The 26,372-nt window shown below is 60.0% G+C and carries 24 protein-coding genes; 17 read left to right on the forward strand and 7 right to left on the reverse strand.

The window, feature by feature from the left end:
• Positions 1-34 precede the first annotated feature (34 nt).
• The 13 genes from FCN80_RS01480 to lpxC all read left to right on the forward strand — a co-directional run bounded on the left by FCN80_RS01480 (position 35) and on the right by lpxC (position 16,093).
• Positions 35-1,798 (forward strand): peptidoglycan glycosyltransferase FtsI, encoded by a 1,764-nt coding sequence (locus tag FCN80_RS01480; RefSeq protein ID WP_136988087.1) that lies wholly within the window; start codon positions 35-37, stop codon positions 1,796-1,798.
• Complete coding sequence (gene murE, locus FCN80_RS01485; protein WP_136988088.1) at positions 1,785-3,272, forward strand: UDP-N-acetylmuramoyl-L-alanyl-D-glutamate--2,6-diaminopimelate ligase; 1,488 nt, start codon at positions 1,785-1,787, stop codon at positions 3,270-3,272. The genes FCN80_RS01480 and murE overlap by 14 nt, the downstream gene beginning before the upstream one ends.
• Positions 3,269-4,627 (forward strand): UDP-N-acetylmuramoyl-tripeptide--D-alanyl-D-alanine ligase, encoded by a 1,359-nt coding sequence (gene murF, locus FCN80_RS01490; RefSeq protein WP_136988090.1) that lies wholly within the window; start codon positions 3,269-3,271, stop codon positions 4,625-4,627. The genes murE and murF overlap by 4 nt, the downstream gene beginning before the upstream one ends.
• The gene (gene mraY, locus FCN80_RS01495; protein ID WP_136988092.1) at positions 4,621-5,703 is read left to right on the forward strand and encodes a phospho-N-acetylmuramoyl-pentapeptide-transferase; all 1,083 of its coding nucleotides are present in this window, start codon (positions 4,621-4,623) and stop codon (positions 5,701-5,703) included. Before murF ends, mraY begins: the two co-directional genes overlap by 7 nt.
• A 2-nt stretch (positions 5,704-5,705) precedes the next feature.
• Positions 5,706-7,010 carry a UDP-N-acetylmuramoyl-L-alanine--D-glutamate ligase gene (gene murD, locus FCN80_RS01500; RefSeq protein WP_136988094.1) on the forward strand — a complete coding sequence of 435 codons (1,305 nt, stop codon included), beginning with the start codon at positions 5,706-5,708 and terminating at the stop codon, positions 7,008-7,010.
• Positions 7,010-8,215 carry a cell division protein FtsW gene (gene ftsW / locus FCN80_RS01505; RefSeq protein WP_136988096.1) on the forward strand — a complete coding sequence of 402 codons (1,206 nt, stop codon included), beginning with the start codon at positions 7,010-7,012 and terminating at the stop codon, positions 8,213-8,215. The genes murD and ftsW overlap by 1 nt, the downstream gene beginning before the upstream one ends.
• Positions 8,212-9,279 carry an undecaprenyldiphospho-muramoylpentapeptide beta-N-acetylglucosaminyltransferase gene (gene murG / locus FCN80_RS01510; RefSeq protein WP_136988098.1) on the forward strand — a complete coding sequence of 356 codons (1,068 nt, stop codon included), beginning with the start codon at positions 8,212-8,214 and terminating at the stop codon, positions 9,277-9,279. The genes ftsW and murG overlap by 4 nt, the downstream gene beginning before the upstream one ends.
• Positions 9,280-9,366: 87 nt before the next feature.
• Complete coding sequence (murC, locus tag FCN80_RS01515; protein ID WP_136988099.1) at positions 9,367-10,845, forward strand: UDP-N-acetylmuramate--L-alanine ligase; 1,479 nt, start codon at positions 9,367-9,369, stop codon at positions 10,843-10,845.
• The gene (locus tag FCN80_RS01520; protein WP_136988101.1) at positions 10,838-11,755 is read left to right on the forward strand and encodes a D-alanine--D-alanine ligase; all 918 of its coding nucleotides are present in this window, start codon (positions 10,838-10,840) and stop codon (positions 11,753-11,755) included. Before murC ends, FCN80_RS01520 begins: the two co-directional genes overlap by 8 nt.
• A 3-nt stretch (positions 11,756-11,758) precedes the next feature.
• Positions 11,759-12,592, forward strand: a complete 834-nt coding sequence (ftsQ, locus tag FCN80_RS01525) for a cell division protein FtsQ (RefSeq protein WP_136988103.1) — start codon at positions 11,759-11,761, stop codon at positions 12,590-12,592.
• Positions 12,592-13,848: a cell division protein FtsA gene (gene ftsA, locus FCN80_RS01530; RefSeq protein WP_136988105.1), complete on the forward strand. Its 1,257-nt coding sequence runs from the start codon at positions 12,592-12,594 to the stop codon at positions 13,846-13,848. The genes ftsQ and ftsA overlap by 1 nt, the downstream gene beginning before the upstream one ends.
• A gap of 71 nt (positions 13,849-13,919) precedes the next feature.
• Positions 13,920-15,080 carry a cell division protein FtsZ gene (ftsZ, locus tag FCN80_RS01535; protein WP_136988106.1) on the forward strand — a complete coding sequence of 387 codons (1,161 nt, stop codon included), beginning with the start codon at positions 13,920-13,922 and terminating at the stop codon, positions 15,078-15,080.
• Positions 15,081-15,175: 95 nt separating this feature from the next.
• The gene (gene lpxC / locus FCN80_RS01540) at positions 15,176-16,093 is read left to right on the forward strand and encodes a UDP-3-O-acyl-N-acetylglucosamine deacetylase (RefSeq protein ID WP_136988108.1); all 918 of its coding nucleotides are present in this window, start codon (positions 15,176-15,178) and stop codon (positions 16,091-16,093) included.
• Positions 16,094-16,118: 25 nt separating this feature from the next.
• On the opposite strand, the gene FCN80_RS01545 is transcribed toward lpxC, so the two are convergent.
• The gene (locus FCN80_RS01545; protein ID WP_136988110.1) at positions 16,119-16,646 is read right to left on the reverse strand and encodes a DUF721 domain-containing protein; all 528 of its coding nucleotides are present in this window, start codon (positions 16,644-16,646) and stop codon (positions 16,119-16,121) included.
• Between the two features lie 27 nt (positions 16,647-16,673).
• Here FCN80_RS01545 and secM point away from each other — a divergent pair, with 27 nt between their 5' ends.
• The 3 genes from secM to mutT all read left to right on the forward strand — a co-directional run bounded on the left by secM (position 16,674) and on the right by mutT (position 20,571).
• Positions 16,674-17,192 (forward strand): secA translation cis-regulator SecM, encoded by a 519-nt coding sequence (gene secM, locus FCN80_RS01550; protein ID WP_136988112.1) that lies wholly within the window; start codon positions 16,674-16,676, stop codon positions 17,190-17,192.
• 83 nt (positions 17,193-17,275) lie between these two features.
• Entirely contained in the window at positions 17,276-19,996 is a 2,721-nt protein-coding gene (gene secA / locus FCN80_RS01555; RefSeq protein WP_373880314.1) for a preprotein translocase subunit SecA, read from the forward strand.
• Between the two features lie 182 nt (positions 19,997-20,178).
• Positions 20,179-20,571, forward strand: coding sequence for an 8-oxo-dGTP diphosphatase MutT (gene mutT, locus FCN80_RS01560; RefSeq protein WP_136988116.1), 393 nt, complete (start codon positions 20,179-20,181; stop codon positions 20,569-20,571).
• 27 nt (positions 20,572-20,598) lie between these two features.
• On the opposite strand, the gene yacG is transcribed toward mutT, so the two are convergent.
• The 3 genes from yacG to coaE are packed head-to-tail and all read right to left on the reverse strand — an operon-like array spanning position 20,599 to position 22,199.
• Positions 20,599-20,796, reverse strand: a complete 198-nt coding sequence (yacG, locus tag FCN80_RS01565) for a DNA gyrase inhibitor YacG (RefSeq protein ID WP_170975294.1) — start codon at positions 20,794-20,796, stop codon at positions 20,599-20,601.
• A 27-nt stretch (positions 20,797-20,823) separates the two neighbouring features.
• Entirely contained in the window at positions 20,824-21,579 is a 756-nt protein-coding gene (gene zapD, locus FCN80_RS01570; RefSeq protein ID WP_136988117.1) for a cell division protein ZapD, read from the reverse strand.
• Entirely contained in the window at positions 21,576-22,199 is a 624-nt protein-coding gene (gene coaE / locus FCN80_RS01575) for a dephospho-CoA kinase (RefSeq protein ID WP_136988119.1), read from the reverse strand. The genes zapD and coaE overlap by 4 nt, the downstream gene beginning before the upstream one ends.
• Positions 22,200-22,468: 269 nt before the next feature.
• Here coaE and FCN80_RS01580 point away from each other — a divergent pair, with 269 nt between their 5' ends.
• Positions 22,469-23,512: a GMP reductase gene (locus tag FCN80_RS01580; protein ID WP_136988121.1), complete on the forward strand. Its 1,044-nt coding sequence runs from the start codon at positions 22,469-22,471 to the stop codon at positions 23,510-23,512.
• A 65-nt stretch (positions 23,513-23,577) separates the two neighbouring features.
• Here the strand turns inward: FCN80_RS01580 and hofC are convergent, their stop codons facing one another.
• From hofC to ppdD, 3 genes are read right to left on the reverse strand one after another with little or no spacing between them, the layout of a single operon-like run.
• Positions 23,578-24,783 carry a protein transport protein HofC gene (gene hofC / locus FCN80_RS01585; RefSeq protein ID WP_136988123.1) on the reverse strand — a complete coding sequence of 402 codons (1,206 nt, stop codon included), beginning with the start codon at positions 24,781-24,783 and terminating at the stop codon, positions 23,578-23,580.
• Positions 24,780-25,907 carry an ATPase, T2SS/T4P/T4SS family gene (locus FCN80_RS01590; protein ID WP_136988124.1) on the reverse strand — a complete coding sequence of 376 codons (1,128 nt, stop codon included), beginning with the start codon at positions 25,905-25,907 and terminating at the stop codon, positions 24,780-24,782. Before FCN80_RS01590 ends, hofC begins: the two co-directional genes overlap by 4 nt.
• Positions 25,904-26,347 carry a prepilin peptidase-dependent pilin gene (ppdD, locus tag FCN80_RS01595; RefSeq protein ID WP_136988126.1) on the reverse strand — a complete coding sequence of 148 codons (444 nt, stop codon included), beginning with the start codon at positions 26,345-26,347 and terminating at the stop codon, positions 25,904-25,906. Before ppdD ends, FCN80_RS01590 begins: the two co-directional genes overlap by 4 nt.
• Positions 26,348-26,372: the final 25 nt, after the last annotated feature.

The raw sequence follows: 26,372 nt of genomic DNA on the forward strand, positions 1-26,372 counted from the left end.
TTCGACAATAAAAACGACGGATGGCCGAAATTACATGAAAGCCGCACGGGCGATAAAACTAAAACGCGACGTAGATCAGGCCAGCTTTGTCAGCTGGCGTTTTGCGTTGTTGTGCGGTTGTATCGTTATCGCCCTGGCGGGCCTGATCGCCCGGGTGGGTTATCTGCAAGTGGTCAATCCCGATCGCCTGGTGCGCGAGGGGGACATGCGCTCGCTGCGCGTGCAGGAAGTGCCGACCTCGCGGGGCATGATAAGCGATCGCTCCGGCCGGCCGCTGGCGGTCAGCGTGCCGGTCAACGCTATCTGGGCCGATCCGAAGGAATTGAACGACAAAGGCGGCATGACCTTGGACAGCCGCTGGAAGGCGCTGTCGGATGCGATTTCCGTGCCGCTGGATCAAGTATCGGCGCGCATCAACGCCAACCCCAAAGGCCGGTTCGTTTATCTGGCGCGGCAAGTCAATCCGGCCATCGGCGAGTATATACACAAACTGAAATTACCCGGCGTCTACCTGCGGCAAGAATCGCGGCGCTATTATCCGGCCGGCCAGGTGACCGCGCACCTTATCGGCTTTACCAATATCGATGGCCAGGGCATCGAGGGTCTGGAAAAAAGCTTTGACCGCTGGCTGACCGGGCAGCCGGGGGAACGGACCGTACGCAAAGATCGCTTTGGCCGGGTGATAGAGGATATCGCCATGGTGGACAGCCAGGCGGCGCACAATCTGGTGTTAAGCATCGATGAGCGTTTACAGGCCCTGGTTTATCGCGAGCTCAACAACGCCGTGGCCTTCAATAAGGCCGAATCCGGTTCCGCCGTGCTGGTGGATGTCAATACCGGCGAAGTGCTGGCGATGGTCAACAGTCCGTCCTACAACCCGAACAATCTGGCCGGCACGCCGAACGACGTGATGCGCAACCGCGCCATTACCGATATTTTCGAGCCGGGTTCCACCGTGAAACCCATGGTGGTGATGACCGCGCTGCAGCGCGGCGTGATCAAGGAAAATTCAGTAATCAATACGTTGCCTTATTATATCAACGGCCATGAAATCAAGGATGTCGGCCGTTATGCCGAACTTACCCTGACCGGTGTTCTGCAAAAATCGAGTAATGTCGGCGTTTCGAAACTGGCATTAGCGATGCCGTCCTCGGCGCTGGTGGATACTTACTCGCGTTTTGGACTGGGTAAGGCGACCAATTTGGGGTTGGTCGGAGAAAGCAGTGGCTTATTTCCCCATAAACAACGGTGGTCCGACATAGAGAGGGCCACCTTCTCATTCGGTTACGGGCTGATGGTGACGCCGTTACAGTTGGCCCGTGTTTACGCCACCATCGGCAGCCTGGGCGTGCTGCGGCCGCTGTCGATCACTAAGGTCGATCCGCCGGTGGCGGGTGAGCGGGTCTTTCCGGAGCCGCTGGTGCGCACCGTGGTGCATATGATGGAAAGCGTGGCGTTGCCGGGCGGCGGCGGCACCAAGGCCGCCATCAAGGGTTACCGCATCGCCATCAAAACCGGCACCGCGAAGAAAGTGGGGCCGGATGGCCAATACATCAATAAATACATTGCCTACACCGCAGGCGTGGCGCCGGCCAGTCAGCCCCGCTTTGCCCTGGTCGTGGTGATAAACGATCCCCAGGCCGGTAAATACTACGGCGGCGCGGTTTCCGCGCCGGTGTTCGGCGCCATCATGGGGGGCGTGCTGCGCACCATGAACGTGGAGCCGGATGCGATACCGACCGGAGATAAAAATGAAATGGTAGTCAATCAAGAAGAGGGATCAGGTGACCGATCGTAATTTGCGCGACCTGCTGGCTCCCTGGGTGCCTTCGGCGCCGGAGCCGCGCTTACGGGAAATGACCCTTGACAGCCGCGCGGCGGCTGCCGGGGATCTGTTCGTGGCGATCGCCGGCCATAAGGCGGACGGGCGTGACTATATTTCCCAGGCGATAGCGCAAGGCGTCGCCGCCGTCGTGGCGGAAGCGCAAGGCGTGGCTGCGGATGGCGAGATACGTTTGACCCATGGCGTGCCCGTCATTTATCTGGCCAATCTTAACCAGCGGCTGTCGGCCCTGGCCGGCCGGTTTTATCATCAGCCCTCCACCCGTTTACGGCTGGCGGGCGTAACCGGCACCAACGGCAAAACCACCACGGCCCATCTTTTGGCGCAGTGGACGCAATTACTCGGTGAAACCAGCGCCGTGATGGGCACGGTGGGCAACGGTTTACTGGGGCGGGTGGCGCCCGCGGAAAACACCACCGGCTCCGCCATTGATATCCAGCAGACCCTGGACCATCTGTTGGCGCAGGGCGCCACTTTCGCCGCCATGGAGGTTTCCTCCCATGGGCTCGTGCAATACCGGGTGGCCGACGTGCATTTCGCCGCGGCGATCTTCACCAATCTGAGCCGCGATCATCTTGACTACCATGGCGACATGGCCCGGTATGAAGCGGCCAAATGGCGCCTGTTCGCCGATAATCCGGTGGGGGAGCGCATTATCAACGCCGATGATTCGGTGGGTCGCCGCTGGCTGGCCGCATTGCCGGAAGCGGTGGCGGTATCGGTACGGGGCTGTCTGCCCGACCCGCGTCCCGCTCGCTGGCTGCGGGTCGAACAGGTTGATTACCATGGCGACGGCGCCGGCATCCGTTTTGACTCCAGTTGGGGCGGCGGGCGGATTGACAGTCGCCTGATAGGCGAGTTTAACGTCGCCAATGCCATGTTGGCGCTGGCCGCCTTGCTGGCGATGGGGTATCCGCTGGCCGATCTGCTGCGTACCGGCGGCCGGCTGCAATCGGTGTGCGGCCGCATGGAAGTGTTCCATGGCGATGGAAAACCGACGGTCGTGGTGGATTACGCCCACACGCCGGATGCGCTGGAAAAGGCCCTTTCGGCGGCGCGCCTGCATTGTCGCGGCAAGCTCTGGTGCGTTTTCGGCTGCGGCGGCGATCGGGATAAAGGCAAACGGCCGCTGATGGGCGGCATCGCCGAGCAATATGCCGATCGGGTGGTGATTACCGACGATAACCCGCGCAGCGAAGCGCCGCAGGCCATCATTAATGACATTCTGTCCGGTTTGCTGGATGCCGGCCGGGCCATGGTGATCCCGGGCCGGGTGGAGGCGGTGACCAGCGCCATTATGCAGGCGTCCTCCCAGGACGTGGTGCTGGTGGCCGGCAAAGGTCACGAGGACTACCAGATTATCGGTCAGCAGCGACTGGATTATTCCGATCGCACCACCGTAGCACGGCTATTGGGGGCGATCGCATGATTACCGTGTCACTGCAGACATTGGCAACGCTGCTTGACGGCGAACTCGTCGGCTCGGACTGCACTGTTGATACGGTCGCCACCGATTCCCGCCGGGTAACGGAATCCTGCCTGTTTGTGGCCCTGAAAGGGGAAACGTTCGATGCCCACGATTTCGCCGCGCAGGCGGTGGCGGCGGGAGCGCGGGCCATCTTGGCAAGTAAGCGCTTACCGCTGGATGCGCCGCAGATCGTGGTGGCGGACACCCGGCTGGCGCTGGGAAGCCTGGGCGCCTGGGTACGCCGGCAAACGTCGGCCAAAGTGGTGGCCTTGACCGGTTCGTCCGGTAAAACCTCGGTTAAGGAAATGACCGCCGCGATCCTGCGTCAATGCGGACGGGTGCTGGCGACCGCCGGCAATTTCAATAATGATATCGGCGTGCCTTTGACGCTGTTGCGCCTGACGCCGGCGGACGACTTTGCGGTTATCGAGCTGGGCGCGAATCATATCGGCGAAATCGCTTATACGGTCTCCCTGGTCCGGCCGGACAGCGCGCTGGTCAATAACCTTTCCGCCGCCCATTTGGCCGGTTTCGGCTCCCTGGACGGGGTGGCCCGCGCCAAAGGCGAGATTTTCGCCGGCCTGCCGGCGGGGGGACACGCCATCATCAATGCCGACAGCAATGATTGGGCGCACTGGCAAACCATGCTGGGCGGGCAGACCGTCTGGCGCTTCTCGGTCAGCGACCCGACGGCGGATTTTCATGCCGAAGACATCCGGCCGGCGGGGGGCGGCGTGGCGTTTGTTCTGCATACGCCGCAGGGAAGCGGTACGGTGACCCTGCCGCTCCCGGGGCGGCATAATGTGGCCAACGCCCTGGCGGCCAGCGCGCTGGCGTTGTCCGCCGGCGCGTCGCTCCCGGCGGTTATCGCCGGACTGGCGCAACTTAAGGCCGTGCCGGGGCGGCTGTTCCCCATTGCGCTGGGCGGTCAGCGGCTATTGATCGACGACAGCTATAACGCCAATGTCGGTTCAATGACCGCCGCCGCGCAGGTTCTTGGGGATATGCCCGGTTATCGGGTGATGGCGGTGGGGGATATGGCCGAATTGGGCGATCACGCCGAAGACTGTCATCGCCAGGTGGGCGACGCCGCGCGCGCGGCCGGTATCGACAAAGTTCTGAGCGTCGGTCGGTTGAGCCGTCTTATCGGCGAGGCCAGCGGCCGGGGCGAGCATTTTCCGGATCAGGCGTCGCTGACGGAACGTTTGGCGCAATTAGTGTCCGGGCATACGGTCATTACGGTTTTGGTGAAAGGATCACGTAGCGCCGCAATGGAGCAGGTCGTGCGTGCGTTACAGGAGAAAGTGTCATGTTAGTCTGGCTGGCCGAACATCTGGTCCAATTCTACTCGGGCTTTAACGTCTTTTCTTACCTGACGTTCCGCGCCATCGTCAGTCTGCTGACCGCCCTGTTTATCTCGCTGTGGATGGGACCCCGCTTAATAGCCTGGTTGCAGAAACTGCAAATCGGCCAAGTGGTGCGCAGCGACGGTCCGGAATCCCATTTCAGCAAGCGGGGAACGCCCACCATGGGCGGTCTGATGATCCTCACCTCCATCACCGTTTCGGTGCTGATGTGGGCCTATCCGTCCAATCCCTATGTCTGGTGCGTGCTGTTTGTGCTGCTGGGCTACGGCGTGGTGGGGTTCATCGACGACTATCGCAAGGTGGTGCGCAAGGATACCAAAGGCTTGATCGCCCGCTGGAAATATTTCTGGCAATCCGTCATCGCGCTGTTGGTGGCGTTTACCATGTATGCCGTCGGCAAGAACACGCCGGCCACGCAATTGGTGGTGCCGTTTTTCAAGGACATCATGCCGCAATTGGGGCTGATGTACGTTTTGCTGGCGTATTTCGTCATTGTCGGCACCAGTAACGCGGTCAACCTGACCGACGGGCTCGACGGATTGGCCATTATGCCGACGGTGTTTGTCGCCGCCGGTCTGGCTCTGGTGGCCTGGGCCACCGGCAACATGAATTTCGCCGGGTATCTGCATATCCCCTATATCCGTTTCGCCGGCGAACTGGTTATCGTATGCACCGCCATTGTCGGCGCCGGTCTGGGATTTTTATGGTTCAACACCTATCCGGCCCAGGTATTCATGGGCGATGTCGGTTCGCTGGCGCTGGGGGGCGCGCTGGGCACCATCGCGGTCCTGCTGCGCCAGGAGTTTTTGCTGGTCATCATGGGCGGCGTGTTCGTGATGGAAACCCTGTCGGTCATTTTGCAGGTGGGGTCGTTCAAATTGCGCGGTCAGCGAATTTTCCGCATGGCGCCCATTCATCACCATTATGAATTGAAAGGCTGGCCGGAACCGCGGGTCATTGTCCGTTTCTGGGTTATTTCGCTGATGCTGGTCCTGATCGGACTGGCGACGCTGAAGGTGCGGTGATCATGAGCGATTATCAGGGTAAAAAGGTCGTCATTATCGGGCTGGGTCTCACCGGTCTTTCCTGTGTCGATTATTTCATCGGCCGGGGCGTGACGCCGCGGGTGATGGATACCCGTTTTACGCCCCCCGGCCTGGATAAACTTGACGACAAGGTCGAACGCTATCTGGGGGGATTGAATGAGGACTGGCTGCTGGCGGCGGATCTGATCGTGGCCAGTCCCGGCATTGCGCTCGCCCATCCGGCGATGGCGGCGGCCGCCGACGCCGGAGTGGAAATCGTCGGCGATATCGAGCTGTTTTGCCGCGAGGCCAAAGCGCCGATTGTGGCCGTGACCGGTTCCAACGGCAAAAGCACCGTCACCATGCTGGTGGGGGAAATGGCCAAATGCGCGGGTTGGCCGACCGGCGTCGGCGGCAATATCGGACTGCCGGCGCTCATGTTGCTCGATTCGCCTTGCCGGCTGTATGTGCTGGAGCTGTCCAGTTTCCAACTGGAGACCACCGCCGGGTTGCGCGCCGCGGCCGCCGCCATACTGAATGTGACCGAGGATCACATGAACCGCTATCCGCTGGGTATGCAGCAGTACCGGGCGGCGAAATTGCGGATTTACGAGGGCGCCGGCGTCTGTGTGGTCAACGACGAAGACCCTTTGACGTTGCCGGTGCGCGGCCGGGATGATCGTTGCGTCGGATTCGGCGCCGCGGACAGCGATTACAGCCTCGACGGGACATGGCTGCGGGTGCGCGGCGAACCGGTGCTGGCCACCGGCGAGATGAAATTAACCGGCCGCCATAACCATACCAATGCGCTGGCGGCATTGGCGCTGGCCGACGCGGTGGGCATACCCCGCGCCGCCGCCCTGCAGGCGCTGCGCACGTTCACCGGCCTGCCGCACCGGTTCCAACTGGCTTTCGAAAACCGGGGAGTGCGTTGGATCAACGATTCCAAGGCCACCAATGTCGGTAGCACCGAGGCGGCGCTCAACGGCCTTGACGTGGCCGGCACATTGCATCTGTTGTTGGGGGGTGACGGCAAATCGGCCGATTTCACGCCTTTGCAGCCCTGGTTGCAAGGGGACCGGGTGCGTTTGTACTGTTTTGGCCGCGATCGCGGACAATTGGCCCAATTGCGGCCGGATGCGACCGAGTTGACCGAAACCCTGGAGCAGGCGATGCGGCTGGCCGCCGGGCGGGTTGCGCCGGGGGATATGGTCTTGCTGTCCCCGGCTTGCGCCAGCCTTGATCAGTATCGCAACTTTGAGCAGCGCGGCGATGAATTCACGCGCCTGGCCAGGGAGTTGGGCTGATGCGGATACCGGGATTGCGCCGTCTGGGCGGTTGGTTGAAAGATTGGGTGATGGGCGTTCGCGAGGCCGAAGCGCCCACCACCGTGCTTTACGATCGCACATTGCTCTGGTTGACGCTGGGGCTGGCCTGTCTCGGATTCGTCATGGTGACATCGGCGTCCATGCCCATTGGACAACGCTTGTCGGACGATCCTTTTTACTTCGCCAAACGGGATGCGTTTTATCTGGCGCTGTCGTTCGGCCTGGCCATGGTGACCATGCGGGTGCCCATGGAAGTCTGGCAACGCTACAGCTCCGCGATGCTTATCGTCACCATGCTCATGCTGCTGGTGGTGTTGGTGGTGGGCAGCTCGGTTAACGGCGCCTCGCGCTGGATAGCCCTGGGGCCGCTCAGAATACAGCCCGCCGAATTATCGAAGCTGTCGCTGTTTTGTTATTTGTCCAGCTATCTGGTGCGCAAGGTTGAAGAGGTGCGTTCCAATTTTTGGGGATTCTGCAAGCCCATGGGCGTCATGGTGGTTCTGGCGGTGCTGCTGCTGGCGCAACCTGATTTGGGGACGGTGGTGGTATTATTCGTGACCACGCTGGCAATGCTGTTTTTGGCCGGCGCCAAGTTATGGCAGTTTCTGGCCATTATCGGCTCGGGAATTTTCGCGGTGGGATTGCTCATCGTCGCCGAGCCGTATCGCATGCGGCGGGTCACGTCGTTCTGGAATCCCTGGGAAGATCCGTTTGGCAGCGGTTATCAACTGACCCAGTCGCTGATGGCGTTCGGCCGTGGCGAATTCTGGGGCCAGGGGCTCGGCAATTCGGTGCAGAAACTGGAGTATCTGCCGGAGGCGCATACCGACTTCATCTTTTCCATTTTGGGTGAGGAACTGGGCTATTTCGGTGTGGTTTTAACGCTGTTAATGGTATTCTTCGTCGCTTTCCGCGCAATGTCCATCGGCCGGAAAGCGCTGGAGATTGACCAGCGGTTTTCCGGTTTCCTGGCGTGCGCCATCGGTATCTGGTTTAGCTTCCAGACACTGGTCAATGTCGGCGCGGCCGCCGGAATGCTGCCCACCAAAGGATTGACGCTGCCGCTTATCAGTTACGGCGGGTCGAGTTTGCTGATTATGTCCACGGCCATTGTCATGCTGATGCGTATTGATTTTGAAACACGCCTGACCAAAGCGCAGGCATTTGCGAGGGGGCCGCGATGACCGGCGCCGCGGGACGTTTACTGGTGATGGCCGGCGGGACCGGCGGTCATGTCTTTCCCGGGCTGGCGGTGGCCCATTATCTGATGGCCCAGGGCTGGCAGGTACGCTGGCTCGGTACCGCCGACCGAATGGAAGCCGACCTGGTGCCGAAAAACGGCATTGAAATCGATTTTATCCGGATCTCCGGACTGCGCGGCAAAGGCATACGCGCCCAATTATGCGCTCCGCTGCGCATCTGGCGCGCGGTCCGACAGGCGAAGGCCATCATGCGCGCCTACCGGCCGGATGTGGTGCTGGGCATGGGCGGCTATGTGTCCGGGCCGGGCGGTCTGGCGGCCTGGCTGTGCGGCGTCCCGGTAGTGCTCCATGAACAGAACGGCATCGCCGGCCTGACCAACCGCTGGTTGTCCAAGATAGCCAGGCGCGTACTGCAGGCATTCCCCGGCGCGTTCCCCCGCGCCGAGGTCGTGGGCAATCCGGTCCGCACCGATGTGCTGGCCCTGCCTTCGCCGGCTGAGCGGTTCGCCGGACGACAAGGCCCCCTCCGCGTGCTGGTGGTGGGCGGCAGCCAAGGGGCGCGGGTTTTAAACCGGACCATGCCGGGCGTCGCCGGCATGCTGGGCGAGCATATCACCTTGTGGCACCAGGTGGGCAAAGGCGCCCTGGATGAAGTAAACCAGGCTTACGCGGCGGTGGGACAGACCGGCCACCGGGTCACGGAATTTATCGATAATATGGCCGAAGCCTATGGCTGGGCCGATGTGGTGGTCTGCCGTTCCGGCGCGTTGACGGTCAGCGAAGTGGCCGCGGCCGGTTTGCCGGCGATATTCGTGCCCTTCCAGCACAAGGATCGGCAACAGTACTGGAACGCATTGCCCCTGGAACGGGCCGGCGCGGCCAGGATTATCGAACAACCGCAATTTTCGGCGGCCAGCGTCAGCGAGCTGCTTGGCGCATGGGACCGGGGGACATTGCTGTCCATGGCGGAAAACGCCCGCCGCGCGGCGATCCCCGACGCAACGGCGCGGGTGGCGCGGGAAGTGGCGGCGGCGGCCAGGGCCTGAGGGCGGTCGCGGCGTGGGAACAGATTATGGACGGACGGGCTGTCGGCCCGCCTGACAAGAATTCGTTTACTGATAAGTGATAACAACGTGAATACACAACAACTGGCGAAACTGCGATCCATCGTGCCCGAAATGCGCCGGGTCCGGCAAATTCATTTTGTCGGCATCGGCGGCGCCGGTATGGGCGGGATCGCGGAAGTGCTGGCCAATGAAGGTTACCAGATTAGCGGCTCTGACTTGGCGCCCAATGCGGTGACCCAGCAATTGACCGAGCTGGGCGCCAAAATCTTTTTCAACCACCGCCCGGAAAACATCAGCGAAGCCAGCGTCGTAGTGGTCTCCAGCGCCATCGCCGCCGATAATCCGGAGATCGTGGCGGCCAAGGAAGCGCGCATTCCGGTGATCCGGCGCGCGGAAATGCTGGCGGAACTGATGCGTTTTCGTCATGGCATCGCTATTGCCGGAACGCACGGCAAAACCACCACCACGGCCATGGTGGCCAGCATCTACGCCCAGGCCGGGCTGGATCCGACCTTTGTCAACGGCGGACTGGTGAAAGCCGCCGGCACGCACGCCCGGCTGGGGTGCAGCCGCTATCTGATCGCCGAAGCCGATGAGAGCGACGCCTCGTTCCTGCACCTGCAGCCCATGGTGGCCATCATCACCAATATCGAAGCCGACCATATGGATACCTACCAGGGCGATTTCGAAAATCTCAAGCAGACGTTTATCAGCTTCCTGCACAACCTGCCGTTTTACGGGCGGGCGGTGATGTGTATGGATGATCCGGTTATTCGCGAGTTGCTGCCGCAAGTGGGGCGGCATATCACCACCTACGGTTTCCATGAAAATGCCGATGTGCGTATCGCCGATTATCACCAGCAGGGCGCGCAGGGCAGTTTTACCCTTTATCGTCAGGACAAGCCGGTGCTGACGGTGGAGCTTAACGCCCCGGGCCGCCACAATGCGCTGAACGCGGCCGCGGCCATCGCCGTGGCGACCGAGGAAGGCATCGACGATGATCATATTCTGTTGGCGCTGGCGCAATTTCAGGGGACCGGCCGCCGTTTCGATTTTCTGGGAAATTTTCCGCTGGAAAACGTCAACGGCAAGACCGGCGAAGTGATGTTGGTGGACGACTATGGCCACCATCCCACCGAAGTGGACGCCACCATCAAGGCGGCGCGCGCCGGTTGGCCCCAGCGGCGGTTGGTGATGGTATTCCAGCCCCACCGTTTTACCCGGACGAGAGATTTGTATGAGGATTTCGCCACGGTGTTGTCCGGCGTAGATGTATTATTGATGCTGGATGTCTATCCGGCCGGCGAAGCGCCGATCCCCGGCGCCGATAGCCGCTCGTTGTGCCGTACCATACGCGGCCGGGGTAAGATCGATCCGATCATGGTGGCGGATATGGATGCGCTGCCCGAGGCCCTGGCGTTGGTGTTGCAGGATAACGATCTGGTGCTGATGCAGGGCGCCGGCACGGTGGGCCGGATTGCCCGCAGACTGGCCGATACCCACCTACAGCCGCGGCTGGCTGCCGCTGAGGGGCGTCATGGCTGAGAAAGTCGCGGTGCTGCTGGGCGGCAATTCCGCCGAACGCGAGGTCTCGATGCAATCGGGGCAAGCGGTGCTTGAGGGCCTGCTGGCGGCGGGTATCGACGCGCAAGCCGTCGATACCCGGGATGTGTCGGCGCTGGAGCTTAAAGCGAGGGGATTTGACAAAGTCTTTATCGCGCTGCATGGACGGGGCGGCGAAGACGGCACCCTGCAAGGCGCGCTGGCGTTTCTCGGCCTGCCCTATACCGGCAGCGGCGTGATGGCTTGCGCCTTGACGATGGACAAGTTGCGCACCAAGTGGTTGTGGCAGGGCAGGGGATTGCCGGTGCCGCCGTATGTGGCGCTCGACGGCGACGATTATCTCCGGGATTCGCAAGGGGCCATTCAATCGGCGGCCGCGCTGGGCCTGCCGGTGGCCGTCAAGCCCAGTAATGAGGGTTCCAGCGTCGGCATGACCAAGGTGGAACGGGTCGAGGCGTTGCCGGCGGCGCTAGCTTTGGCCTTTCAATACGACCGCAGCGTGCTGGTGGAGAAATGGCTGGACGGCGAGGAATACAGCGTTTCCGTGCTGGGCGAGGACATCTTGCCGTCGGTACGCATCCGGCCGGCGTCGGGTTTTTACGATTACCAGGCTAAATACCATTCCGACGATACCCGGTATTTTTGTCCGGGCGGCCGGACGGAGCAAGAGGAGCGGCGGTTGCGGCAATTGGCCCGGGAGGCCTGGCAGGCGGCCGGGTGCAGCGGATGGGGACGGGTGGATATCATGGCCGACGGCAACGGCGGGCTGTATCTGCTGGAGGTGAATACGTCGCCGGGTATGACCCGGCACAGTTTGGTGCCGATGGCGGCGCGGCAGAGCGGCATGGATTTCTCGCAACTGGTCGTGCGCATTCTGGCATTGGCGGACTGAATCATGTCCCAGGCCGCGATCAACATCCGCAACCGAGAGACGGAAGACGCCGCCGGCAGGCGCAGTAATGGCGGCCAACTGGCGGGCCTGCTGTTCCTGCTCATGGTGCTGGGCACCATTGTCTGGAGCGGCTGGATGGTGATTGGCTGGATGAAAGACGCGCATCGCCTGCCGCTTTCCCGGCTGGTGGTGACCGGGCAGCGGGTTTATACCACCAACGATGATATTCGCCAGGCGATATTGTCGCTGGGGCCGCCCGGCACTTTTATGACGCAGGACGTTAACGTCATCCAGCAGCAGATCGAGCGGTTGCCCTGGATTAAGCAGGCCAGCGTGCGCAAGCAATGGCCGGACGAATTGAAGATTCACCTGGTGGAATATGTGCCGGTGGCGCGCTGGAACGACTTACATATGCTGGACGCCGACGGCAAGGTGTTCAGCGCGCCGGCGGAGCGGGTCGGCAATCAGCCGATGCCCATGCTGTACGGGCCGGAGGGCAGCGAACAGGATGTGCTGGCGGGTTACCGGGAAATGAACGCATTAATGACGGCCAACAAGTTTCAGTTAAAGACGGTAAGCATGAGCGCGCGCCATTCGTGGCAGTTGACCCTTGCGGATGATATCCGGCTGGAACTGGGACGGGATGACAGGACCCAGCGATTGCAGCGCTTTATCGGGATTTATCCGGTTCTTCTCCAGCAGGCCCGGGCCGATAATAAACGTATCAGCTACGTGGATTTGCGCTACGACAGCGGGCTCGCCGTGGGATGGGCGCCAGCGTTTATCGACGACGCTAAGGGTAATTCGCAACAGAATCAGGTACAGGCTAAACAATAATGATCAAGTCGACGGACAGAAAACTGGTAGTTGGACTGGAGATCGGTACGGCAAAAGTCGCCGCATTGGTAGGGGAGGTTCTGCCCGATGGCATGGTCAATATTATCGGGGTGGGCAGTTGCCCGTCCCGGGGTATGGATAAAGGCGGCGTCAATGATCTTGAATCGGTGGTCAAGTGCGTGCAGCGCGCCATCGATCAAGCCGAGCTGATGGCGGATTGCCAGATATCCTCGGTTTATCTGGCCTTATCGGGCAAGCATATCAGTTGCCAGAACGAGATAGGGATGGTGCCCATTTCCGAAGAGGAAGTGACGCAAGAGGATGTCGAGAATGTGGTGCATACCGCAAAATCCGTGCGGGTGCGCGACGAGCATCGGATTCTGCATGTGATACCGCAGGATTATGCTATTGATTACCAAGAGGGTATAAAAAACCCGGTCGGACTGTCCGGCGTGCGGATGCAAGCCAAGGTACATCTGATAACCTGCCATAATGATATGGCGAAGAATATCGTCAAAGCCGTCGAGCGATGCGGTCTGAAGGTCGATCAGCTGATCTTCGCCGGACTGGCTTCCAGCTACGCGGTGTTGACCGAAGACGAGCGGGAACTCGGCGTCTGCGTGGTGGATATCGGCGGCGGCACCATGGATATGGCGGTTTATACCGCCGGCGCTTTGCGACATACCAAGGTGATCCCCTATGCGGGCAATGTGGTCACCAGCGATATCGCCTATGCGTTCGGCACGCCGCCGGCCGATGCCGAAGCCATCAAGGTTCGGCACGGCTGCGCGCTCGGATCCGCGGTCAGCAAGGATGAAACCGTGGAGGTGCCGAGCGTCGGCGGCCGGCCGCCGCGCAGTCTGCAACGGCAGACCCTGGCGGAAGTGATCGAGCCCCGTTATACCGAATTGCTGAATCTGGTGAACGACGAAATCCTGCAGTTGCAGGAACAGCTTCGCCAGCAGGGCGTGAAGCACCATTTGGCCGCCGGCATCGTGCTGACCGGCGGCGCGGCGCAAATCGACGGGCTGGCGGCCTGCGCCCAGCGGGTATTCCATACCCAGGTGCGCATCGGCCAGCCGTTGAATATTACCGGCCTGACGGATTATGCCCAGGCTCCGTACTACTCAACCGCCGTGGGATTATTGCATTACGGTAAAGAAACGCATTTAAGCGGTGAAATTGAAGTTGAAAAGCGTACCTCGGTAAGCAACTGGGTCAAACGCGTCAGTAGTTGGCTGAGGAAAGAGTTTTAACGATTTACTTGCGGAATCACGCTGTGCAGGCGGCGGATTCCGATGCGACAGGCACAAAACGGAGAGAAACTATGTTTGAACCTATGGAATTAACCAACGACGCGGTGATCAAAGTCATCGGCGTCGGCGGCGGCGGTGGTAATGCCGTGGAACATATGGTGCGCGAACGCATCGAAGGCGTCGAATTTTTCGCGGTCAATACCGATGCCCAGGCATTGCGTAAAACCGCGGTCGGTCAGACCATCCAGATTGGTAGCGGCATTACCAAGGGTCTGGGCGCCGGCGCCAATCCCGAAGTGGGTCGCAACGCCGCCGAGGAAGATCGCGAAGCGCTGCGTTCGGCCCTGGATGGCGCGGACATGGTCTTCATCGCCGCCGGTATGGGCGGCGGCACCGGTACCGGCGCCGCGCCGGTGGTGGCGGAAGTGGCCAGGGATCTGGGCATCCTGACCGTGGCGGTCGTCACCAAGCCTTTCAATTTTGAAGGCAAAAAACGCATGGCCTTCGCCGAACAGGGGATCGCCGAGCTGTCCAAGCATGTGGACTCGCTTATCACCATTCCCAACGACAAATTGCTTAAGGTGCTGGGCCGCGGCATTTCCTTGTTGGATGCGTTCGGCGCCGCCAACGACGTCCTCAAGGGCGCGGTACAGGGCATCGCCGAGCTTATTACCCGCCCGGGCCTGATGAACGTCGACTTTGCCGACGTGCGCACCGTCATGTCGGAAATGGGCTATGCCATGATGGGGTCCGGCGTGGCCTGCGGCGAAGATCGCGCGGAAGAAGCGGCGGAGATGGCCATCTCCAGTCCGTTGCTGGAGGATATCGATTTGTCCGGCGCCCGCGGCGTGCTGGTCAACATCACCGCCGGCTTCGATTTGCGCCTGGACGAATTCGAAACCGTGGGCAACACCATCCGCGCGTTTGCGTCCGATAACGCCACCGTGGTCATCGGGACTTCCCTGGACCCGGACATGAATGATGAACTGCGGGTTACCGTCGTGGCGACCGGCATCGGCATGGACAAGCGTCCGGAAATCACGCTGGTGACCAGCAAGCAGGGCGGGCAGCCGGTGATGGACAGCCGTTATCAGTCCCATGCCCACGGCATGTCGTCGCTGCAAACGGAGCAGAAAATCGCGGCTAAAGCGGTCAACGAGCAAAATCCGCAATCCGGCAAAGAGCCCGATTACCTGGATATCCCGGCCTTCCTGCGCAAACAGGCGGATTAAGCCGGTATTGGGAATCTCCGCTCTTTGTGCTAAACTGGGCCCCCGGTTCTCATCTATAATGAGACGGTGGTATAGATAACTTGCGAGATAAATCGATGATCAAACAGCGGACACTCAAACGTATTGTGCAGACAACCGGCGTGGGTTTACATACCGGTAAAAAGGTCATGCTGACATTGCGTCCCGCGGCGGCCAATACCGGGATCATCTATCGCCGCACGGATCTCAATCCGCCGGTGGACTTCCCGGCGGAGGCCAAATCCGTGCGCGATACCATGCTTTGCACCTGCCTGGTCAACGAGCATGATGTTCGTATCTCCACTGTCGAACATCTTAACGCCGCCTTGGCTGGTTTGGGCATCGATAACATCGTCATTGAAGTCAACGCGCCCGAAATCCCCATCATGGACGGTAGCGCCAGCCCCTTCATTTTCCTGTTGCTGGACGCCGGGATCGAAGAGCTGAACTGCGCCAAGAAATTCCTGCGGATCAAGCAACCGGTCCGTGTGGAGGAAGGGGATAAATGGGCGGAGCTGGCGCCGTATAATGGTTTCAGGCTCGATTTCTCCATTGATTTCAATCATCCTGCGATTGATGCTAGCTCGCAACGTTATCGGCTGGATTTCTCCGCCGAGTCATTCGTTCGGCAAATCAGTCGTGCGCGGACTTTCGGGTTCATGCGCGACATTGAGTATTTGCAGTCCAGGGGCCTGTGCCTGGGCGGCAGTTTCGATAACGCCATTGTGGTCGACGACTACAAGGTGCTGAACGAAGACGGATTGCGTTTCGAAGATGAGTTCGTCCGCCATAAAATGCTGGATGGTATCGGCGACTTGTACATGTGCGGTCATAACATCATCGGCGCATTCATGGCATACAAACCCGGCCACGCGCTCAACAATAAATTGCTGCAGGCGGTACTCGCCCTCCAGGAAGCCTGGGAACTGGTGACCTTTGAGGACGAAGCCGAATCACCGCTGGCTTTTACCGCTCCGTCATTTGTCATGGCGTAGCGCGCGGTCATTGTCTGCGGCAAAGTCAATGATTGCGACGGGTGGGATCGGCACCTTCTCCGGCCGATTCCGCCAGTCGCAATAGTTTTTTGCGCAAATTTTCCGGGCTTTTCTCCGCCAATAACAGCAGGTTTTCGCGGCTTCGGCGGCTCAGCTTGAGTCTTTGTTCTCCCCGCCGTTCCCCATTTTTCAATTCGTTATCCCGCTGCCGCGCGGGTAGATGGCCTTTTGTCGCCAGGTCCGGGTTAATCCTGATGTCGATTGATGACAATGATGGTAGAATCTGCGCTCGTAACGCGGATAATATCCCGGATTGTTCATAGCGTAACCGCATCATCCAACTGGCATTGGCGGTTTCCAACACCAGGACGCCCTGGCGGAAATTGGCAACGCGGCACCAAGGCTTTAACGGCGCGGATAAAAGTCCGGCCACGGCCCGGTTCAGCTTCGACAGCGCCGCTGCCCGTTGCTGGATATGCCGTAGACCGCCTTGCTCGGGTGTCGCAAGCGAGCCCAAGAGGACATCGATGGACTGGGGACGACTGTCGCGCATAAAAACTCCGGCAAAAAATAGGGTGTAATGGGTATTTTAAATTGTTGGCGACAATTTGGCAGACGTTATTTCTGGCCGCATCTCCTGTTGGGGATGGTGGCGGCCAGTCTTGGCGTGCCTTATGCGCTTAACAGTGGGCATGAACACGCCCAACCGTCCAACTCCTTGTCCAGCCCGAGCCGGCAGAACGTGTTTAACGCCGGCTTCGGCAATTTGGCGCTGCTGGGCGAGACGCCGCGCCGCGCCGCTTTCACCGTCGATTACTGGCATCAGCACGCCATACGCACGGCTATCCGCCATCTCACCATAGCCTGGGCGCCGCCGCGTCTGGGCCAACTCTCGGCGATGGACGTCGCCGCGCCGCTGGAGGCGCAGCATCAGGTGCTGTTGTCGGCGCTCAGCGGCTTGTTGACTCACGAAGCCAAACTTCCTTCCATCGTTCGCGAAATCCGGCGCGCGGGCTATCGGCTATTGGCCGATCGCCGCACCGGTATCCGCCTGGTTCAACCCCAGGAGATTCGCGCCGGCCCCGCTCTCTTGAACTGACCGTTAGCAACGGATTTTCCCTGGTTGTTTTTGCCTTTTTTGGCCGCCGCGATGTTGTCGGCGCCGGCCGTGACGAGATTTAAATTATCATGTTATCTACATTACTGACTAAAGTTTTCGGAAGTCGTAACGATCGGACCCTGCGCCGGATGCGCAAAGTCGTCGACATTATCAACCGGATGGAACCGGATATGGAAAAGTTAAGCGACGAACAGCTATCGGCGAAAACCACCGAGTTTCGGGAGCGACTGTCCAAGGGCGAGAGCTTGGAAAACCTGCTGCCGGAAGCCTTTGCCGTTGTGCGCGAGGCCAGTAAGCGCGTATTCGGCATGCGCCATTTCGACGTGCAATTAGTGGGGGGCATGGTGCTGAACGACCGGTGTATCGCTGAAATGCGCACCGGCGAGGGCAAGACGCTCACCGCCACCCTGCCGGCCTATCTGAATGCGTTGAGCGGTCAGGGCGTCCATGTGGTCACCGTCAACGACTATTTGGCACAGCGCGACGCGGAAAATAATCGGCCGCTGTTCGAGTTCCTCGGCTTGACCGTCGGGATAAACCTGCCGCAGATGCCGGCGCCGGCCAAACGGGCCGCCTACGCCGCCGACATCACCTACGGCACCAATAACGAATACGGCTTCGATTACCTGCGCGACAATATGGCGTTCAGTCCGGAAGAACGGGTGCAGCGCAAACTGCATTACGCCCTGGTGGATGAAGTCGACTCCATCCTCATTGACGAAGCCCGCACCCCGCTTATCATCTCCGGTCCCGCCGAGGACAGTTCCGAGCTGTACATCAAGGTGGATAAACTGATTCCCCATCTGATTCGCCAGGATAAAGAAGATTCCGACACGTTTCAGGGCGAGGGCCATTTCTCCGTGGATGAAAAGGCCCGTCAGGTCAACCTGACCGAGCGCGGACTGGTGCTGATTGAACAATTGCTGGTTAAGGCGGGCATCATGGAAGACGGCGAGTCGCTGTATTCGCCGGCCAACATCATGCTGATGCACCATGTCACCGCCGCCTTGCGCGCCCATGTCCTGTTCCAACGGGATGTGGATTATATCGTCAAAGAGGGCGAGGTGATTATCGTCGATGAGCATACCGGCCGCACCATGGTGGGCCGCCGCTGGTCCGACGGTTTGCATCAGGCGGTGGAAGCCAAGGAGGGGGTGCAGATTCAAAACGAGAATCAGACCCTGGCGTCCATCACTTTCCAAAACTACTTCCGGTTGTATGAAAAGCTGGCCGGCATGACCGGTACCGCAGACACCGAAGCCTTTGAATTCAGCTCCATCTACAAACTCGACACCATCGTGGTGCCCACCAACCGGCCGATGATCCGTAAGGATATGCCGGATTTGGTGTATATGACCGAGAAAGAAAAAATCGGCGCCATCATCGAAGATATCAAAGCATGCCGCGATAAGGGGCAGCCGGTGCTGGTGGGGACCATTTCCATCGAAAAATCGGAAGTGGTGTCGCAGGAATTGACCAAGGCCGGCATCCAGCATAGCGTCCTGAACGCCAAATTCCATGCCAAAGAGGCGGATATCGTGGCTCAGGCCGGGCAACCGGGAGAAGTCACCATTGCCACCAACATGGCCGGCCGCGGCACCGATATCGTGCTGGGGGGCAGTTGGCAGGCGGAAATCGCCCAGTTGGAGGAACCGACCGAGGCGCAAATCGCCGCCATCAAAGACGCCTGGCAGGTGCGCCATGATCAGGTGGTGGCCGCCGGCGGTTTGCATATCATCGGCACGGAGCGACACGAGTCCCGCCGTATCGACAACCAGTTGCGTGGCCGTTCCGGCCGTCAGGGCGATCCCGGCGCATCCCGCTTTTATTTGTCCATGGAAGACGCGTTGATGCGGATTTTCGCCTCGGATCGGGTGTCCGGCATGATGCGTAAGCTGGGTATGAAACCCGGCGAGGCCATCGAACACCCCTGGGTCACCAAAGCCATCGCCAACGCCCAACGCAAAGTGGAAAGCCGCAACTTCGACATCCGCAAACAACTGCTGGAATATGACGATGTGGCCAACGACCAGCGCCGCGCTATCTATAGTCAGCGCAACGAACTGCTGGATGTGGCGGATATCAGCGAGACCATCAACAGCATCCGCGAGGATGTGATGAAGGTTGTGATCGATAATTCGATTCCACCGCAGTCTCTGGAGGAAATGTGGGACGTGCCGGGCCTGACGCAGCGGTTGAAGGATGATTTCGATCTGGATTTGCCCATCGCCAAGTGGCTTGACGATGAACCGAATCTGCATGAAGAAACCCTGCGCGAACGTATCTTGGCGATGGCGCTGGAGCAGTACGCCCGCAAGGAAGAGGTGGTCGGCGCCGAAATCATGCGCAATTTCGAAAAAGGTGTGATGCTGCAAACCCTGGATTCCCTGTGGAAAGAGCATCTGGCGGCCATGGACTATCTACGGCAGGGCATCCACTTGCGCGGTTACGCGCAAAAAGATCCGAAACAGGAATATAAGCGTGAATCGTTTGCCATGTTTGCCGCCATGCTGGAATCGCTGAAATACGAAGTTATCAGTACGCTTAGCAAGGTCCAGGTGCGGATGCCGGAAGAAGTGGAAGCGTTGGAACAGCAACGGCGCGAAGAAGCGGAGCGTTTACTGCGCCAGCAGCAGTTAAGCCATCAGCCGGAACCGGTGACGGCAGATACGGCGCCGGTCGGCATGGCGATTCGTGAAGGTCGCAAAGTGGGCCGCAACGATCCCTGTCCTTGCGGTTCGGGCAAAAAATATAAGCATTGCCACGGCAAGTTGCAGAACTAGCCTATTGGCCATCCGGTGGCTTGCCGTCGTGATGGCCTCGGATTATAGTTCGAAGGGGACTACCGTTCGATCGAATGAACAAAAGGACGCTCCGGTGTCCTTTGTTGTTTTCGTGCCCCGTCCGTGCGCCTTTCCTTTGTGGGAATGAGGCGTATTCGTTGCTGAGGGAGAGTTTGCACTTCATGAACATACGTACCATTGCTGTCGGCATTATCCGCAACGCCCGACGGGAAATATTTATCGCCCAGCGTGCGCAAGACGCCCATATGGGCGGGTTTTGGGAGTTTCCGGGCGGCAAAGTAGAGACGGGCGAGACGCCGGAGCAGGCATTGATTCGCGAATTGCGGGAGGAAACGGGCATCGCCGTTTTACGGGCGGAATTGTTGGCCACCAGCCAGCATCGCTTCGCTGACCGGGATATGGCGTTCTACTTTTATCTGGTCGAGCACTGGCAGGGCGAACCCTGCGGCAACGAGGGGCAGCCGGTACGCTGGTGCGCGCAACAGGATCTTGAGGCCGGCGCTTTTCCGCCGGCCAATGCGTCCATTATACGGCAATTGTTGGCCGAGGCCTGAGAACGGACAGGACGGCCCGCCGCGCGCTTATTCCTTCTCGCTCCAGTCGTCGCTGTCAGCGACCTGATTGTTGCTGGGGATATATTTTTTCTCCTCCGCCCATTCACCCAGGTCAATCAACTGGCAGCGTTTGCTACAAAATGGCCGGTAGCGGCTTTGCGCCGTCCAAGGCACTCTGGCGCCGCACGTCGGGCATGTTACCCAGGTAATCTCATCGTTGCTCATCGGCATCACCTTCATGTTTATCCCCGCCTAACAACAGGCCAAATCAAAGGGCAGGCGGTTAGGCACCACGCCGTTTTCACTGTCCAGGGATAAAAAGCGAATGGCATAGCGGGTCTTGTGGCCCGATACTTGCGGATAAAGCTGATAAATCAGCGGCACTCGCAGGCGCAACAAATCCGCATCCTCGGCATTGTCCTGAAAGAAACCGTTCAGGCTTATCTGGCTTTTGAACGTGCCGGAATGCCGGATCAAATCCAGGGTCATAAACAGGGCCGTATGCAGCGGGTCCAGTGTTTTCAGCCAGGCGCCCACCTGCGCGTTGCGCTGGTTTTGCGGCAAATGCAGCCAGATATGCAGTCCGGGTAAATCGAAACTACAGCAGCCGCCGGGTATGGACAGCCGTTGTCGCACCGAGCCTATCAGTTTGTCCTCGCGCAGGGCTTGACCCAGGCGTGGGGCGGACATCAGTACCGCGGCGTTCTGTTTGAGCTCATCACGCAATGTCCGTACCCGCCCGCTATCGACGCCGGGTACGCCGTCCCATTGCTGCATTTTTTGCTGCTGCCGCTCCAGTTCTTTCATGATTTCAGTGCGAACGTCGCCGCGCTCAAGAATATCGAGCAAATCGGAAATGGTACGGAAAAACGTTAGGGCATTCGCAATTTCAGCCAATTCAGGACAATGATAAAGTTGATGCAATAAAAATTCCAGGCGCAGCCAAGTGCGCATTTTCTCGTTTAACGGATGCTCAAAAAGTACCGTCGTAGAGTAAATTTCACTCATAATGATGTATCCTGTCGGATCGCCAATGCCGCAAGCCCTAGATAGCGCTCATGTAATTTCACTACCTCGGCGGCGATATCTTCGGGTTGTCCGTTATTAATGATTATATCGTCGGCACAGGCCAGCCGCTGTTCGCGGGAAGCTTGTGCGGCAAGAATATTCTCGATTTGCCGGCGGCTGATGCCATCGCGCCGCAGGGTACGGCAAATCTGCGTTTCGCTATCGACATCGACCACCAATACCCGGTCGGCGCGATGCTGCAAGCGGTTTTCCACAAGCAGCGGCACGACCCAGAGAATATACGGGCCGTCGGCGCTTGCCATCTCTTTCAGGGTTTCCCGCTGGATAAGGGGATGCAGCAAACGGTTCAGCCATTCTTTATCAGCCGGGACGCTGAAAATCCGCCGACGGAGCGAGGCCCGGTCCACATTGCCGTCGGGTAACAGGATGGCGTCGCCAAAGCGGTCGCGGATCGCCGCCAAGGCATCGGTGCCCGGTTCCACCACCTTGCGGGCGATAACATCGGCATCGATTATGGTGGCGCCCAGTTTGGCAAAGGCGTCGGCCACGGTACTTTTGCCGCTGCCAATCCCGCCTGTCAATGCAACCACATAACGCATACGATGATCTCTCCCTCGACGCAGGGACGATAAGGCGCAACGCATCCGGGATGACGTGAGGCGTTTTTTCGCCATTTTGCCGCCGGTGTGCCGGCGCATCCCGGATTAACAGCCAGTTCACGGATAAATTGCAACGATTGTAGCGTAAAACTTGCTGTTTTCGCAGTCTTGCCGTAACAATAATCCGGCGTATGATACCGTCACTGGGACTGGCATTTCGCACCCGCTTTTTCTCAGCGTTTCATCGCCATCGACCAGGAATACCCTTAATGCGTATTGAAGAAGATATCAAGCTCGGTTTTAAAGACGTTCTCATTCGCCCGAAAAGATCCACCCTCAAAAGCCGTTCCGATGTGGAACTCCGCCGTGAGCTGACTTTCAAGCATTCGGGCGTTTCCTGGCAGGGCGTGCCTGTCATCGCCGCCAACATGGACACCGTGGGCACTTTTCGCATGGCCGAAGCCCTGGCGGCCCATGATGTTCTGACGGCGGTACACAAGCATTACAGCGTGGAGCAATGGCGTGGCTTCGTTGACCGCGTCGCGGATGGCGTGCTACGGCATGTCATGGTCTCCACCGGTACCTCGCAAGCCGATTTTGAAAAGATGAGGCAGATTCTGGCGTTGTCTCCGTCGCTGCGTTTTGTGTGTATTGATGTGGCCAACGGTTACTCGGAGCATTTCGTCAACTTTGTGCAGAAGGCGCGCGAGGCCTGCCCGGACAAGGTGATTTGCGCCGGCAATGTCGTTACCGGCGAGATGGTGGAAGAACTTATCCTGGCCGGCGCCGATGTGATTAAAGTCGGCATCGGGCCAGGCTCGGTATGTACCACCCGGGTTAAAACCGGTGTGGGCTACCCGCAATTATCGGCGGTCATCGAGTGCGCCGACGCCGCCCACGGGTTGAGCGGCCAGATTGTCAGCGACGGCGGCTGTACGGTACCGGGCGATGTGGCGAAAGCCTTCGGCGGCGGCGCCGATTTCGTTATGCTGGGCGGTATGCTGGCCGGCCATGATGAATGTGAAGGGTCCATCGTCGAAGAGCACGGTGATAAATTCATGCTGTTTTACGGCATGAGTTCCGAATCAGCCATGAAACGCCATGTCGGCGGCGTGGCGGAATATCGCGCCGCGGAAGGCAAAACGGTCAAGTTGCCGCTGCGTGGACCGGTGGACAACGCCATTCGCGATATTCTTGGCGGCTTGCGCTCGGCTTGTACCTATGTCGGCGCGTCGCGCCTCAAGGAATTGACCAAACGCACCACGTTTATCCGGGTCGCCGAACAGGAAAACCAGGTTTTCACCCAGCTCTGATCGCGCGCGCCGCCGCGGGAATTTCCAGGCGGCGGCAGTCCTCGCCGTGGCCGGCATGGCTGCGCCTAGAAATGACCGAACGCGTCCCCCAGTTGCAATAGCGGCAAATACAATATAACCACCAGGGCGCAAACCAGTCCGCCCAATAGCAGCATCAGCGCGGGTTCGGCCAGCCGGGTGATGCCATCGGCCGATTGACAGGCCTGTTGCCGATGCAGTGCGGCCAATCGTTCAAAAACGTCATCCAGCGTACCGGTGAACTCGCCGGTGCGGATAAGCTGATGGCAGTGGGCCGGAAACAGCGGATGGCGACGGAAGGCCAGATGCAGGGCGAAACCCTGCCGGATATGCCGATGCAATTGCAGGGCGGCTTCGGCGTAGCAGGAGGGGGTTAGGGCGCGGGCGGCCATTTCCAGACCGTTATCCAGGGTGATCCCCGCCTGGTGCGTGACGGCCAGCGTATGAAACAGATGATGCAGCGCGTGGTGGCGCAGCATATCCCCCAGCCAGGGGCAACGCAGTATCGCCGCTTCGACGCGCCGTCGCCAGCGGGGATGATGATGCCATAGCCGCACCGTTATCGCGCCCGGCAACAGCGCCGCCGCCAGTATCGCCAGCCCGTGTTCCGTCACATCGGCGGCCAGCGTCAGCAAACCGCGGGTGGGGGCGGGCAACGGCGCATTCAAACTGGCGTACAACCGGGAAAATTCCGGCAAGACCCAGATCAGCATCGCCACGAGAACCGCCATGGCGCTTAACGAAATAAACAACGGATAGCGCAACGCGGCGCGGATTTTCCGGGCGAGCGCCGCGCGCCGCCCTTCATGTTCGGCCAGCAATCGGCAGCAGTGTTCAAGGCGGCCGGTAAGTTCGCCTAAGGCGAAGAGCGCGCGGTGAAGTGGGGAAAACACCCGGGGAAAATCGGCGCAGGCCAGCGACAAGGGGTGTCCCTGCTCAATGCGTTCGGCCAGCATCCGCAACAGGCAACGCCAGCCGGCACAAGGATTATCATCGGCCAGCAATCGCAACCCCTCTACCAGCGTCATGCCCGCTTCCAGCAGCGAAGCCAATTGGGTCGCCATATCGGTGAAACGCGCGTTACGCCAATAGCGTTGAGGCAGATACGCGCAAGGGCGGATGCTAAGGGGTTGCAGGTCGCGGCTGATAAGATAGCGGCCGGCCGAGGATTTGTCCGTACCAAGCAGTTCGCCTTCATGGGGTTTCCCTTTGCTGCAGATGCCTTGCCAGCGATACAGCCAGTAGCCGCTCATGCCGGTCTCCCAAGAACCCTGTTCAGTTCAGTCAGGGTCGTCAGGCCCTGCTCGACCAGAAGCCGGCCCGCGTCGCGCAGGTTGTTCTCCGTCTCCGTGTCTTCCATGGACGCCTCGTCCCGCCATGCGCTCGTTTCCCGCAGGTAAAACAGGCCCTGCCGGCCGTGGTAGCCTTCATGGCAAAGCGCGCAGCCCACCGCCCGCCATTGCCGGGAGTAAAACCGACCATCCCGGTCGGGGGACGGCGCTTCGCGCCGGCACGCCGGGCACAGGCGCCTCACCAGCCGTTGCGCCATCACCAGGCGCAATACCGGCGCCACCTGTTCCGCCGTCAGGCCGAGATGGCATAATCGTCGCAAACAGTCGCCGGCGCCGGCGGTGTGCAAGGTCGAAAGCACCAGATGACCGGTTTGGGCCGCATGCAGCGCGATGGCCGCGGTAGCGGCATCGCGGATTTCCCCCACCATAATCACATCCGGATCCTGTCGTAGCATCGCGCGCAACAAGACCGGGAAATCCAGCCGCGCTTTGTGGTTGACCTGACACTGATTGATATCGGTCAGCGGTATTTCCACGGGATCTTCCACCGTGCAAATATTCATTGGCCGTCGTTTGAGCACGCCCAGGGCGGCGTAAAGGGTTAAGGTTTTGCCGCTGCCGGTCGGGCCGGTGAGCAGCACCAGCCCATGCGGGCGTCGCAGCAGCCGAAGAAACCGGCGACGCAGCGCCGGCGGCATACCAAGCTCCGCCAAGGTCGGACCGGTTTGTCGCCGGCGCAGCAACCGCAGGACCAGCTTCTCGCCGGACAGGGTGGGCAGGCTGGAAACGCGGCAGGAATAGCCGGCGTCCGGCGGACCGAAAGCGAACTGTCCGTCTTGTGGCAGCCGCCGCTCGGCGATATCCATGCCGGCCATCATCTTCAGCCCCACCGTTAACCGGGCGGCCAGCGGCGGGTCGCAATGCCGACCCTGGCGCAACAGACCGTCAATTCGCAGGCGTATCCGGCATGCCGTTGACGCCAGCGGTTCGATATGAATATCCGAGGCCTGCCGATCAACGGCCTGGGCCAATAAATGGGTAATGAACTCGTCAAGCGGCACCGGGGGCGATTCGGCGTTTATCATGATTCGCCCTCCTCATCGCCGGCGGCGAACATTGCCTGGCAAGGTTTGAGCAGTCGTCCGCCGGGATCGCTGCTTTCACAGCGGCGGGTCCAGTTCAATCCGTCGGCCCGGCGAAAGGGGCTGAGCGTCAGTGTCAGGCCGGCAAGGGTTCGCTGGCCGGTCAGGCGAATAACCCCGGCCTGGACGTCAACCTGGGCGACCTGACGGGAAACGAGGCCCTGCGGGATGCCCTGCTGCCCGGACCGGCAGCGGCCGAGATCGTCTTGAAGGGCGCATAGCTCCACCGCGGATTTGTGGGCGCCCGCCATTTGCAGCATATCGGTCAACGCGGCGTTATCGATATAGCGTTGGTAACCGGGCAGGCCGATGGCGCTTAGGGTAGCGATAATGGCTATGACAATCATGAGTTCGATAAGCGTAAATCCCTGCTGGCAATTCATGGTCGTCTCCGGCGACTGGGGGCAG

The organism is Martelella alba (assembly GCF_005217455.1).
Classification (GTDB): domain Bacteria; phylum Pseudomonadota; class Gammaproteobacteria; order Enterobacterales; family Enterobacteriaceae; genus Acerihabitans.